Origin of the sequence: Paenibacillus sp. NPDC056579, assembly GCF_042793215.1 — a bacterium.
Lineage (GTDB): Bacteria > Bacillota > Bacilli > Paenibacillales > NBRC-103111 > Paenibacillus_S.
Genome location: NZ_JBHTVD010000002.1, coordinates 798,868 through 812,562, shown reverse-complemented (window position 1 = coordinate 812,562; position 13,695 = coordinate 798,868). Strand labels below are relative to the sequence as shown.

The 13,695-nt window shown below is 52.9% G+C and carries 8 protein-coding genes; all 8 read right to left on the bottom strand.

The genetic code is table 11. The features are described 5' to 3' along the window. Window positions 1-192: 192 nt before the first annotated feature. Window positions 193-1,320 carry a galactonate dehydratase gene (dgoD, locus tag ACFQ88_RS11055; RefSeq protein WP_239633608.1) on the bottom strand — a complete coding sequence of 376 codons (1,128 nt, stop codon included), beginning with the start codon at window positions 1,318-1,320 and terminating at the stop codon, window positions 193-195. Window positions 1,321-1,366: 46 nt separating this feature from the next. After that, a complete protein-coding gene (locus ACFQ88_RS11050) occupies window positions 1,367-2,245 on the bottom strand; it encodes a carbohydrate ABC transporter permease (protein WP_379454133.1) in 879 nt (292 codons plus the stop codon). An 18-nt stretch (window positions 2,246-2,263) separates the two neighbouring features. Beyond that, the gene (locus tag ACFQ88_RS11045) at window positions 2,264-3,232 is read right to left on the bottom strand and encodes an ABC transporter permease (protein WP_379454132.1); all 969 of its coding nucleotides are present in this window, start codon (window positions 3,230-3,232) and stop codon (window positions 2,264-2,266) included. Between the two features lie 57 nt (window positions 3,233-3,289). Beyond that, the gene (locus ACFQ88_RS11040) at window positions 3,290-5,614 is read right to left on the bottom strand and encodes a helix-turn-helix domain-containing protein (RefSeq protein WP_379454131.1); all 2,325 of its coding nucleotides are present in this window, start codon (window positions 5,612-5,614) and stop codon (window positions 3,290-3,292) included. A gap of 61 nt (window positions 5,615-5,675) precedes the next feature. After that, window positions 5,676-6,770 (bottom strand): mandelate racemase/muconate lactonizing enzyme family protein, encoded by a 1,095-nt coding sequence (locus ACFQ88_RS11035; protein WP_379454130.1) that lies wholly within the window; start codon window positions 6,768-6,770, stop codon window positions 5,676-5,678. A gap of 18 nt (window positions 6,771-6,788) precedes the next feature. Continuing rightward, a complete protein-coding gene (locus tag ACFQ88_RS11030; protein ID WP_239633603.1) occupies window positions 6,789-8,321 on the bottom strand; it encodes an extracellular solute-binding protein in 1,533 nt (510 codons plus the stop codon). A gap of 924 nt (window positions 8,322-9,245) precedes the next feature. Next, complete coding sequence (locus tag ACFQ88_RS11025) at window positions 9,246-10,328, bottom strand: mandelate racemase/muconate lactonizing enzyme family protein (RefSeq protein WP_379454129.1); 1,083 nt, start codon at window positions 10,326-10,328, stop codon at window positions 9,246-9,248. Continuing rightward, the gene (locus tag ACFQ88_RS11020) at window positions 10,325-13,633 is read right to left on the bottom strand and encodes a glycosyl hydrolase (protein ID WP_379454128.1); all 3,309 of its coding nucleotides are present in this window, start codon (window positions 13,631-13,633) and stop codon (window positions 10,325-10,327) included. Before ACFQ88_RS11020 ends, ACFQ88_RS11025 begins: the two co-directional genes overlap by 4 nt. Window positions 13,634-13,695: the final 62 nt, after the last annotated feature.

Genomic DNA, 13,695 nt, shown 5'->3' with positions numbered 1-13,695 from the left:
TTATTTAATTTCTTTTTCTTCTCCACAACCTCTAAGAATTGACCCAGCAGACACGGCTGTTGAACTTAGACAAGCAGAGATGTCAAAGAAGGAAGCTAGCTAGCTTCCTTCTTGTATGGTATGGTTTGATGTTCTTTCTTATGGATTACATATACTGCTAGCATCTGACCAACATTTGCGTTAAGTTGCTCCCTACCAATCCCGCACTGAACCATCGATCCCGTTTAACTTCGGTAGCACCCTTGTCGGCTTCTGCGGATAGGATGCGGCGATTTCTTCATTAAATTCGATGCCGAGTCCGGGTCCGACCGGCGGGTAAGCGTAGCCGTCCACGATTTGCGGCCAAGGGGAGACGATATCCGACGGTTTGGCGGGATCGGCCCAAAAGCCCTCCATCAACGTAATATTCGGAATGGCCAGTGAAATATGGACGCTGGCCGAGGTGCCGAGCGGCCCCCAGTTGTTGTGCGGCACGACATTGATATTGTACACCTCAGCGAACGCGGCGATCTTCTTGATCTCCGTGATGCCGCCGCACCAGCAGACGTCAGGGCGCAAATAATCGACATGGCCGTCTACCACCAGCTCGCGGAAATCGTATTTGTTATGTCCGCGTTCGCCGGTGGCCAACGGTATGTTCGTATGCTGCCGGTACCGGTTCAACGCCTGCGGGTTCTCGTGGCGGATGGGGTCTTCAATATACAGCGGCTTGAATTTGGCGACACCTTCCGCCAGCATGACCGCAAAGTCGGGATCGTAGCGGCCGTGACATTCCAGAATGAGATCGACATCGTCGCCGACCGCAGCGCGGATCGCTTCCGTATATTCGATCTGTTGCCGGACCGCACGCTTATGGTCGTGCAGGTCGATATCGTCTGTGTCGTGAAAACCGCGGTAGCGGATCGCGGTGACACCCTTTGACGCCAACTTCTTGGCATTTGCGGCAATCTCCTCCGCAGAATGGCCGGTCACATGCCCGTAGAGCCTCACTTTCTCACGGGCCAGCCCACCAAGCAGCTGATAGACCGGCACGTTAAGCGCTTTGCCCTTAATATCCCACAAGGCCATGTCGATCGCTGCAATTGCCGAGCCGGTCACCGGGCCGCCCCGCGCGAACAGACGGCGGAAGCAGGCCTGCCACAAATATTCGATCCGCTGCGGGTCCTCGCCGAGAATATACGGTTTCAGTTCCTCCACCATGCCGATCACAGCCAGCGGAGTAAAGCTGGACCCTTCGCCGTAGCCGGTAATGCCTTCGTCCGTTTCGATTTTGACAAATACGCCATTGGCTCGAAAACAAGTCACATTAGTAATTTTCATACAATTGCGCCTCCTGAACAAAAATGAATGGCAAGGACTGCTTCACCTAGCCCTTAATGGAACCGAGCATGACGCCCTTGGCGAAATATTTTTGCAAAAACGGGTATACGATGAGAATCGGCAGCATCGCGACGACGACGGCTGCCATCCGGATCGTTTCCTGCGGAATCATCTTATCCTCCGCCGAGCCGGCCGCCGCAATGCCTGACGATTCCGAGTCGATGACGAGCGTTTTGACCAGCACCTGGAGCGTCCACTTCTTCGCGTCGGTCAAGTAAATCAGCGCATTGAAATACGTATTCCAATGGGATACGGCAAAAAACAACGTGAATGTGGCAATCGCGGGCATCGATAAGGGCAGCACGACGCGCAGAAATACCGACAGGTCGTTGCAGCCGTCGATTCTGGCCGCATCCTCCAGCTCATCGGGCAGCGCGTCCATGAAGCTTTTGACCACGATCAGCGTCCAGGCGTTCGTCAGGCTGGTCAAGATCAGCGCCCAATAGGAGTTGAGCAGCCCCATTTCCTTCACCAGCAAATAGTTGGGGACAATCCCGGCGTTAAACAATAACGTAAAAATAACGCATCCGAGCATGAAATTTCGGCCGACCACATGCTTTTTGGTCAAAGCGTACGCCAGCGTGAACGTAAACACTAGATTGAGCGCCGTGCCGACAGCAGTGACGAAGACCGTGCTTTTCAGCGAATTTAAAAAGCTGTTGGTCGATAAAATGTACTTATAGGACGCCAGCGAGAAATCCTGCGGAAACAAATAAAATTTAAATGGAATGTAAGTATCCGGGTCTGTCAGCGATACGCTGAAGACGTAAATAAACGGGAAAATACTCAGAATGGATATGATGCCGAGAAGCGAATAGTTGACATAATCAAACAGGGTCAAACCTTTCTTATGCACGAAGCTCATGCTTATTCCCCTCTTTGCTTAGTAAATGCCTTCATAGCCCAATTTCTTGACGATATAATTGGCCGTTACGACAAAAACCAGGCCCACCACTCCCTTAAATAAACCGACGGTGACCCCGATGCTGAACTGTCCCCGCAAAATCCCCTGCGTATAGGCGTACGTATCGAACACCTCGCCCACTTCCCGGACCAGCGGATTCATCATCAACAGAATCTGTTCAAAGCCGACATCGGCCATATGCCCGAGCCGCAGAATCAGCAGCACGACAATCGTCGGACGAATCGCGGGCAGCGTAATATGCCATATCTGGCGGAACCGCGAAGCGCCGTCCACCACGGCAGCCTCATAACGCTGCGGGTCCACGCCGGCTATCGCGGCAAGAAAAATAATCGTGCCCCAGCCCGCTTCCTTCCAGATCGTCTGCCCCGTGATCAGCCCCCAGAAAAAGCTGGACTGCGTCAAGAACGGAATCGGTGCCAAACCGAATGTATTCAGCAGCTTGTTGACAATCCCGATATCGGTGGACAGGATGAAGAAGGTCATACTGGCAATGATGACCCACGATAAAAAATGCGGCATATACACCAGCGATTGATTGATCTTTTTAAACAGCTCATGCCGCACCTCATTCACCATCAAGGCAAGGACAATGGGTAGCGGAAAATAAAACACGAGCCCAAACAAGTTAATCAGCAACGTGTTGCGAAGCATGCGGTAAAAATTCGCATCGCCCATTAAATCGGCAAAATGCTTCAAGCCGACCCACTGGCTGCCCATAATCCCCTTAAACGGGTTGTAATCCTGAAATGCGAGCAGCAGGCCCCACATGGGCACGAATTTAAAGAGCAACAGGAATAGAAATCCTGGCATAGCCAGCAAATAAATATATTTTCCTTTCACGATTCGCTTCCACAGCCGGTTAGAGGCATTGCGGCTAACGCGACCGGACAAAGCCGAAGCAGAAGAAACTTCAGTCGGGTATTTCATGTAGAAGAGATCTCCTTTCCGGAAGCCGGGAGTGAATACAGTATGCAGGCGAATGCTTTAGCGGTATTTGGCACGGAACTGGCCGGGTGTCAGTTGAATGTAGCGTTGAAAAATACGGCTCAGGTTGCGCTCCGTATAGCCGATATACGCCGCAATTTCATGAAGCGTAAGATCCGTTTCCAGAAGCATTCGTTTGGCTTCCTCGATTTTGCAGGTAACGACGTATTCCACAAACGTAAACCCCATGATTTTTTTAAATAACCGGCTGACGTAAGCCGGGGTCATGGACAGCATCTCGGAGCATTGCGTGAGCGAAATGTCGGACTGGACATTTTCCCGGATGTACTGGCACACGTGCATGATGTCGGACTTTCCTTTGACCAGCTGGCTCGGATCGTTCTCGGCGATGATGCGATCCAGTAGCGGGAAACAGACCTCCGTGAACCAGTCGCATATTTCCGTCGCGGTCTTTCTTTCTCTTAGCTGATCGAATAGGTTGTTTTCCAGTACGTGAAAGATGCTGCCTCCCCGGCTCTCCACCACATGAATGACGGAAGCCAGAAGAAGGTAATAGGATTGATATGTGATCAGGTGGGACTGGGACAGGCGTGCAGCCTGGGAAAAGGACCTCAAGGCCGACTTGGCCGCTCCCGCGTCATGGTTGACCAGCGCTGCGACAATCGCCTCCACCTCCTGGTGGGGGTAAAAGGACGGAATTTTCCGCTCCGCGTTTTCTAACTCCTCGATATAGAGCACCGGACGGGTATCGTCGAGCAGCCGGTATTCGAGCGCCGCTCTCGCCTCCCGGTAAGATAACTCGACATCGGAAATATGAGCGCACACACTCCCCATGCCAATGGAAACCTTGAATTTCAGAAAGCGGTTCAAGGCATGACACACGGCTGCCGCATATTCCTTGGCCTCACCGGCGAGAGACGACATATCCCTGGAGCTGACGATGGCAACCCCGCTGCGTCTATTGGTATTCAGCGTGTAACCGCTTAAGGATGGATACTCCTCGAGCAGCTCTGTCATCACATTCGTCATGGCAAATCCGATGATGGCATTGTCATCGGGAAGAAACCGTTTCTCCTTATGGATGTTTTCCTGCTCTACGGCCAGTACAACATAAGGACCGGTCACCGAAATGGCCAGCGCAGAGCATTCCTTCAACAGGTGGTCCTGATCCACATACCCTTTTTCCAACAGCTTGTGGAAAAAGCGCTCCCGCAAATCAGGCTCCATTTTCCGTAAATAGGTGGATAGTGACTTCGTCTCTCGGTTCAAATAGTTCAGGCATTCCTTGATATAGCTGATTTCATTACTGGGATGATGAACGGAACCGAGACTTAAATCTCTGCCATGATTCAGTAATTGCTGAATCGGACTGTATACCCGCATGGAGTTGAAGACCGTTAACAGTACGGCAACGAGGAGAAAGAGCAGAACGGTGCAGACCGTCATCCAGCGAATCCAGCCGAGCTGCTTGTACAGCTCCTCCTTGGGAATCAAGGAGATGTAGATCCGACCCGACGGCGTTTTCTGATAGGAATAGAGCTTCTCTCGCCCGTCTTCGTCCTGCCACAGAAACACATTCGCCGGCTTGTGCTCTTCCACAATCCGCTGCAGGTTCGCCGTGCCCATGCCTCCGGTATCGGGCTTATTAGGCCCTTGAGAATGGAACAAGGCCCGGCCGGTCGCATCCATCACCAGCAGTGATTTCCCGGGAAAATAGAAGTAGCTGTCATTCATTTGACTCTTCAGCAGATCGACACGGATGTGAAAGATCAGCCGATCCATGTTTTTGCTGTTGCTCATGAGCGGCAGCCTGCGTACCAGGCTCAGGTAGCCGCTGTGCTCAGCCTGCGGCAAATACTGCCACTGCGCCTCCGTGTTCAAGGCGAAGTCGATGTCCTTCATGAAAGGATAGTTGGCGAGCGGGATCTGTCCGTAATATACCGAGTTCAGCATGGTATCGCCGTGCCGGTATAATACGATCTCCCCGATGAAATCGTTGGCGTTTTTTTTCCGCTCTAGGGCGGCGAGCATCTGTTTGTTGCTCAGAAATTCATGGTCGTCCGCCGGCTCGCTCAGATATTGGACGATGGCGGGATCCAATGCCAGATGATAGGATTCCAATTCGATGCCTGCCAATAAGGACTCCATCCGGTCCTGGACAAATTTCAGCGAAACGCGGCTTTCTTCTTCGGCCTTCTGGTAGGCTTCCTTGACCGCAATCTGATAATATAGCGTCCCCGCCAATATGATAGGAATGCAAGCCGAAATTAACCCCAGCCAGATGAGACGGTAAAAAAAACGACCCCGCAGATCGGACCAACCCGAGATCATGCCCGACCATCGCTCTCGCAACCATATTGCCACTAGGAACCCTCCAGACTTGGTGAGGTTTGGCTTTTATAATCCTTCCTGACGCGCTAGCGCCCTAGAGGGAGCTAATCCTATATTCAGCTTTCTCCAGCCATTCAGGGCGTATCGCAACTCCCCATCCAGGCTCTTCTGGGATCGTCACATGCCCGTCCGTCACTTGAAACGGATTGTTCATATACAACCCGTCCAGCCATTTGGTTTCCTCAATGCTGTATTCCATGAAAGGGCCTCCGTTAGGGATAGCGCCCAGCAGATGCATCGTGAACAGTGTAACGAGCGAATGGTTCGCCGCATGCGGCGTACAAGGCAGGCCCGCCTCCTCGGCCATCTTGGCAACAGCCAATGCCCTGCTGATGCCGCCGATATAGCATATATCCGGCTGGACGATATCCACTGCCTGCATCCGGATCATCCGACGGAACTGGGCCAAGTCGCAATCCTGCTCGCCGCCGGATACCGGCATTGTCAGCGCAGCAGCCACCTCCGCCGTCCATTCCAATTCGGGATACGGGCACGGCTCTTCAAAGTGCCCTACATGGTACTGCTCCAGCATGCGGCCAACTTCGATGGCACGCTTCGGCGTATAGCCGCTGTTGGCGTCCACCAGCAGCACGGCGTCATCGCCAATCGCGCGCCGAACGGCCGGCACGATCGCTTCCGTACGCCCCGGCCAGCGATCGACATCATTGCCGAAGTTGTCGGCAATCCGGATTTTGAACGCGCCGAAGCCTTGCGTATCCTGCAGCCGCTTGAGCCGCTCGCCTTCCTCCTCCGGCTTAATATTCCTGCTCATGCTCGAGCCGTAGACCGCCAGCTTGCGCGGCTTGCCGCCTAGAAGCTCGCATACGCTCTTGCCCTCCCGCTTGCCGCGGAGATCCCACAGCGCCGTATCTATTCCTCCTACGGCGCGGCATATGTACGAGCCCGGGAACTTGTGCTCGCCGGTTACGATCCGCTCGGCCAAACCTGCAATATCGTCCGAATCGGCACCCAGCGCGTAAGGCGCAATCTGCCGGTGCAGCACTTGGGCCGACAGATCGGAATGGTAGGACGCGACCTGCCCGTATCCCTCCAGCCCATCCTCCGTACGCACCCGAACGATGCCGACGGATGGTGTCGCAAAGGTTTCAATGCTTGTTATTTTAGCCATATGATTCATCCTCCCCGTTTACTTGCCTTTATTTGCAGCAAATTCCTTCTCCGATTTAGCGAATTCCTGGAACGCCTTTTTCATTTCGGGTAAATTTCGCAGCTGCTCCTGATAAGCCCGGAACTCGTTCATGGAAATTTTACCGATGATGGCCTGCACCGTTTTCGTATCGTATTCGTCCTGGTATTTCGGCCATATATCGCTGAAACTATCTGACAGGAGATAGCTGAACGGATTCAGCTTGCCCTTCTCCGTCCAATCCTTCACCATCGCTTCCGTTTCTTTGTTAAATTCAGGCGGCGCATTGACATTCCTAATTTTGAAACCGCTGTCATAGGTCAGTACCCATGGGTCATAGCTGGAAATGACCATTTCCTTGCTTCCCAGATCGGTCATCTTCGGATATCCGTCCACCATATTGTAATGGACTCCTTCAATCCCGTATTCCCCGAACTTCAAGAAATCGGCTGTCGCGGTGGACTCATATAAATCGAGAATCCGTCTCACCTTCTCCTCCGGAACCTTGCTGGAAATAAACATGCCCGGAGCAAAGTTGGAGCGCAGATTGATCGCGTATCCCTTCGGCCCCTTCAATACGGCGGATCTGACGTAAGCGTTCGGGTCCAGCTTGCGGTTCGATTCGGTATATTGCCAATCCGCCCGGACCACATACCCGATTGAAGCCGCTTTGCCCGAGCTGATTAAATCGAGAGACTGCGGCTCCTTCATCGTCGAGAACTCCTTGGGCATCAGCCCATCCGCGTACAAGCCGCGGAACCATTCGATCATATCGGCATACTGTGGTGTTAGCACATCGCGGATCAGTCCTCCGTCTTTATCGTGTGTCAGGTCATAGACGCCGAAGGCGGGCATAAAGACGTCTTTGGCGCCATTCAGCACGCTATGCGTGGTTAGTCCGATCGGGTTTTGTCCGGTCGGATTGGCTTTGACGATCGCCTGCAGGGCCGATTTGTACTCATCTAGCGTCGTCGGCATAGGGATTCCGAGCTTATCGAGCCAATCCTTGCGCATCAAAAGGCTCGAATGCACCTGCGACCGCATCCGCGGCAGCGTGTAAATTTTCCCGTTGACCCAATTGTAGTCGAATACTCCGGTTTCCTTATTTTTTTTCAAATTCGGGTATTTGCTGAAGTCGCCCAGGAACGGGGTCAGATCCCAGAACATGCCGTTCTCAATCGCTTTGTAAAAGGTAGGGACATTGTAGCCCACGCCCATCACAATCTCCGGGATATCGCCCGTTGCCAGCATCAGCTCCAGCTTCTGCTGGTAATTCGCACTCGGAATCCATTGAATGTCCAATTCCACATTCAGTCTTTTCTTAAGCTCCATCCAGAAAGCGTTGTTCATATCCGGCAGCTCGTTATACAGCCCCCAAGCCATCGTAAGCTTGAGCGGCTCGTCTTTGCCGGATGACGGATTGCCGCTAGTCGCCGCCGGCGCACTTCCGCCATCGGAGCATGCTGCCAGCATAGAGACGGTCAAACCCAGAGACATCAGAGCGGTCATTCGCTTTTTCCACGTCACCTGCATCTTCTTCTCCCTTCAAATGATCAAGTTTGAATTTGGCGGCAAGCACAATTAAACCGCTTACATTTGATGATAAAAGGGATTCCCCTCGATAGAAACAGACATTTATTGACTTGCCGTCCTGCAGTTAAAAAATGTCCTTTGCTCGGACCTCGGCTCAGGTGTAATAAGGCCTCACATCGCCTTCCGTTAGCTAGCAAAGTGCAAAAAGTGTCCTTCTGAGGCTACACATCACAGCTCCAGAATGGCCTATGATTTGAATTCTCCCCATTAGGTCAAATCATTCTGATGCAGTTGTATTAAGTCTGTCGTTTTCGGTATGCCTTCTTGAAACTCAAATGTCCAGTTTACTTGGGTCTATTTGGTTAAGATCAGATACTAACCAGTTGAATGGGATGGTACTGCAAACACTGTTATTTTGGGCAAAATCGAACAGATCAAGGTAATAAAATATAATTTAATGGATGGTGATACCGTCGAAATCAGGAGGAAAACATGACGTCCTCCACGATGGAGACACACCGTATCTTCGGGTATAGGTGTTAATGGTGTACATAGATGCTGCTTACCTAGTTTATAACGCGAATCCAAAATACAGGCGTATTGGTTTATACGATTTTGCTGAATTCTTTGGGTGAGTTGAAACTGCGATTGAATTAAATCCTCTTTCAATGTAGCACCCCTTATGTATAACATCCTTGATGATATTTTAGATTTCATCAAAAACTCCTTGTTCTCTCCGTTAGCCTGATAATGCTGCCGGTTTATACTGGAAGCCGTCTCTGGGCTAGATTTCAGCACCATAATCTCACGAGTGCGTTCCGCCGTATTTTAACGAAGCCAAGCCCTCCAAACTTCTTGTCTAGAAGCGGGAGGGCTGTAACGTATCATTCGTCGTTAGTGATTTGGACCCGTCCCACGATGGGATTATACCCTGGTCAATAAGCGGTTCATCTTCTCTTCATCCGGCTGAATACCAAGCCCATGCCCTTCCGGCACACGGATAAAGCCGTTTTCTACTATGAATTCCTTAGGCGCAAGCTGTTCCCTTAACGGGTTCTTCTCGATGGAGTACTCATAATAGCTGTTGCATTCCGGCGTACTCGCTGCCAGATGCAGCGCCGCCGCAAACCCAACGCCGCGGGTCGTATTATGAGGCACGTAATGAATGCCGAAGGCGCGGCAAAGGACCGCTGCCCGTTTGGCCTGCGAAATTCCGCCGCATTTGATCGGATCGGCGGCGTACAGATGGCAGGCTCCCTTGGCGATAAAATCGCGGAACGTAAACAGGTTCCAGTCCTGTTCACCCACATGGATTGGCACCGGCAGAGTTTGGGCTAGCTTAATATAAGCATCAATGTCATAATACGGGCACGGCTCCTCGTAATGATGCAGGTTATATTGGCTAATTTTCTCATACAACTGAACCGCTTGGATGTACGTATAGGAGCTGTTGCCGTCGACCATCAGCTTGCAATCGGGTCCGATCGCTTCACGTACGGTACGGACCTTGAGCGTATCCTTGTCCAGATTGACAGGCAGCCCGGAACCGTAACGCGGCCCTACTTTGATTTTGACTGCATTGAATTGGAACTGGCTGATGCCCTCCAGTAGCTTGGCAGCCTCCTCTTCCGGCTCCAGATCCCGGCTCATGCTGGAGCCGTAGAGCGGAATCTGATCCCTATATAGCCCGCCCAGCAGATTGTACAAGGGCTGCTTCAGAAATTTCGCTTTGGCGTCCCAGAGTGCAATTTCTACTCCACTGAAGGCCATCGCCAGCAGCTGACCGGAAATTTTGTAATTTTTCCGCATCACCTGCTCCTCGATTTTCTCGATATCGAACACGCTTTGTCCGATCACCTGCGGCTTAATGACCGTCCGGATAATCGGTACGATCGCGTCCACCTGCATCGGACTGCATTCACCGAAGCCGTTGATGCCTTCGTCCGTCTCCACTTTGATATAAAATAGCCCCTGGGCAAAATAGCAGATGATATCCGTTACTCTCATTTCAGTTCCCCCTGTGAATTTAAGTCGTAAACATATGACGAGGTTTCCTTGATCTGATGGGCCTCATAATCAAAATAAGTGCCGTCGAGCCGCAGACTCAACGTATTATTCACCCTTAATTCGATGGTATTGCCGTCGGGACGGAGCCATTCCGTACGGCCCGACCAGCGGTACGGGGTCCAGGCGCGAACACCGAGCGAATGACCGTTCACTCGAACCTCCGCACAATCGTGGAAGTGCGGGCTTAAGCCCGACAGCGTCAGCTCAAAAGCTTCCGCCGCAGCAGGATCAGCAGTCAGAGCAACAGACTGCTGCCTGAAGAGGGCCGTACCCGAATAAAACGGGCAGCCTTCGATGACAGCATGGTTCGGATTCCCCTGCACCGGTGCGTCGGTAATGACCGGCAGACCGCCAGCCTTGAAGCGGACGCCGAATGTACCGCGCAAATAAATCGGGTCAACTACGCCTTCGTAAGCATGCCGGATGACGACGCGAACCATCAGCGTATTCAAGCCTTGCACAAGTGGCACGAAGCCTCCGTCCCATAACGTGCCGTTAACGAACAGGCTGTGTTCTCCCAGTATCGCTTCTCGATCCATCGTCAGCTCGGCTGCCTCAGGAAGCTGTTCGACTTCGAATACTGCCTTATACCAGCATACGACCGGGTATTCGATGTTCAGCTTGAACGGCGTACCGAACCAGTGGGTCCGGTACGTAAGCGGATGCTTCCACTCCCTGGCATGGTCGGCTGTTTGGCTGATCCATGTTTTCGCGTCGACCTCATACCATTTCTGATCGGTGGTCACTACCTGATTCTGCGGCCATCCCTGTTCCAGCCCCACATCCTGCTCATCTACTGTAAGCTGAAACCTGCCGATCCTCAGCAGGTTCGGCTCTGTTAATTCCAGATCCCACGCAGTGTCGGTATGGACTTCGATCGTGAGAGGTTCCGTCTGTTCTGCAGCGATGGATGACACGGGCAATACCTCAGGCAGGGCATCCTTACTTGCAATCTCCACCAGATGGGATTGGTACGGTGCAAATGTCAGCTTGAAGACCGCTTTTCCTTCTTCCACCCGTTCCGGCAGAATCGGAGCTTGGCCGCCGGTCTCCAGGTCCCGGTAAACCAGCTGGATGTCGGAGCCGAAATAGGCTGCATCCAAATAGACCTGCACCTGCTTCTCCGCCCTCCCGTGGTTGGCGATAAATACGACATCGCTTTGATCGTCGATCCGTCTGTGTTGCATTAGCAGTGTATCCGTCAGGCCATCCTCTGAATGGAGCTCGACTGTGCGCGCGAGCGTCCGGTCTAACAGCTTAAGCAGCGTCCCAATGGCCGGAGCTCCTTCGGCACCGTCAGCATATGGAACGAAATACGCCCCATGCTTGCCCTGCCGCCAAGCGGATGTTTCTCCAGCCTGATGCACGCCGGCACCGTCAGAGGCTCCGTTTCCACTGCCGCCGAGAAACCAGTCCGCCATATCCGTGACCGTATCAGCTTCCTGTTCGATTGTCTCGTACGGAAGCGAGCCGACGGAAATAACGGTACCTCCCGCCTGCAAAAAGGAGCGGAGTTTCGCCCAGGCGGCCGCCTCCAGGTTCGATACCGGCGGGATAATCAGCACCCGGTATTGAGCGGCGCCAAGCTTAAGCATGCCTTCCTCCACCGAGGCTTCCATCAGCATTTCCGGGTCCAGCGTGTCGTAATCCCGCTGGTTCGTCAGCAGCGCGGTCTGAATCTCGATCCAGCTGGACTTCAGCTGCTCCAGCGTCTTCTTCTCCCGCTCGCCGACTCCGGCAAAGCCGAATTGATGGAACGGATTGCCCATATGCGTCCAGAGAGAAGTCGTCGGGTCCAAGACGGCAATATCGATCTTGGCCGCGCCTTCGCTCATCAGCCAGCTCAATCGGCCGATATAGTCGCCCAACAGGGCGAAATGCTCCCAATACGGGTTCTGCTCGAACTGGGAAGGCGCCGCGTCATGCTTACGAAGTCCGTCAATAGAGTAGAAGAACGCATGAAAGTTAAACATGTTGGTGCCGAGAACCGCCATCCAGTCGATCATCCAGCGAGCATCCTGCAGCGTCATCGACCAGCCGATGCTGTGAAAGCATTCGATCAGCGCGCGCTGCTTCCCCAGCTGTCTCGACAACGAACTGCCCATTTTGGGGTTATGACGCAAGCTGTGCGCATAGCGCTTCATAATCTCCGGCAGGGTGCGCCCCAATTTCTCATGAGCGCTATCTCCTCCGGGAATATGGCTGTGCAGCTGCGTCGTCATGCGCACGCTTGGCACCTCAGCGACATATTCCATGCAGTACTTGTCGCACCAGTCCGCCACTTTTTTGTGAAAACGCTCTCTTAGCATCAAATGAATGCACTGAAATAAGTCGTAACGTACCCGGGCCGTCTCTTCGCCAGCATTCTCGTAAAGCATATGAAGCTTATCCAGCAGATTATAGCCGCAGCGTTCCTGGAAGAAGGGGACGATCTGCGGGGACCATGGAAGCTTGCCGGCCCGGAGCCCTACTTCATCGGTAAACATCCCTTTAATCGTTCCCCCGAAGTATTCCCCCATTTCCTCGGCGTACCGCTCATGGGTCATCTGCATAAACGTATCCACGGCCTCCGGATGCAGCGGATCGACAAAGGTGCCGAAATATTTAAAGTCGTCCACTTCCTGCTCCGTTATGACGATAACTTCCCATTGCACGGCGCTTGCGGGCAGCTCGTACCTCAATCTTTTGACGGTGTGGTAAGTAAAATAGCGCTTCCGGCTGTAATTAGTCGATCCCGTTTGCTGAAACACAGTCTCATCCTGGAAGCTGCCGATCCAAGGCGTTACATCTACCGCCTGCTCCCAGTCCTTCACGCCGTCGGACGTGTACGGAACCGCCTTGGCCCACAGTACGCGGCCCCAAGGCAGATCCATGTCCGCATCCTCCCCGCCTTGAAAAGCCTGGACCGTTCTGGACAGCATCCGCTGCTTCGCCTCGGGATGCTCCAGCGTAACCTCGCCGCCTGCCATGCCGCTAGGATACGGATACTCGTCGTACAGCCATACGTTCAAGCCGGCCTGCTGAGCGGTTTTCACGGCAAATTTCACCCGATCGAACCACAGCCGCGATAGATAGGGCAAATCCATCCCCTGTCTCGCGCAAATAAAAATCCCGCCGACGCCCTTGTCCTTCATTTCGCCGATCTGCCTTGCAATCTCCTCTTCTTCCATCTCACCGTTCCAGAACCAGAAGGGATGAACTCGGAATTCGACTGGTGGGAACTGAAAACGATCGTTGCTAATCACCCTGCTTCACCTTCTATCCATTATTGTTGCTTTTCCCGGCGCTGCGGGTTTTGACCGCCGAA

Excerpts from the sequence above, each read along its gene's own strand:
- dgoD (WP_239633608.1), bottom strand. The coding sequence starts at position 1,320 with ATGAAAATTACTAATGTGACTTGTTTTCGAGCCAATGGCGTATTTGTC.
- ACFQ88_RS11050 (WP_379454133.1), bottom strand. The coding sequence starts at position 2,245 with ATGAGCTTCGTGCATAAGAAAGGTTTGACCCTGTTTGATTATGTCAAC.
- ACFQ88_RS11045 (WP_379454132.1), bottom strand. The coding sequence starts at position 3,232 with ATGAAATACCCGACTGAAGTTTCTTCTGCTTCGGCTTTGTCCGGTCGC.
- ACFQ88_RS11035 (WP_379454130.1), bottom strand. The coding sequence starts at position 6,770 with ATGGCTAAAATAACAAGCATTGAAACCTTTGCGACACCATCCGTCGGC.
- ACFQ88_RS11030 (WP_239633603.1), bottom strand. The coding sequence starts at position 8,321 with ATGCAGGTGACGTGGAAAAAGCGAATGACCGCTCTGATGTCTCTGGGT.
- ACFQ88_RS11025 (WP_379454129.1), bottom strand. The coding sequence starts at position 10,328 with ATGAGAGTAACGGATATCATCTGCTATTTTGCCCAGGGGCTATTTTAT.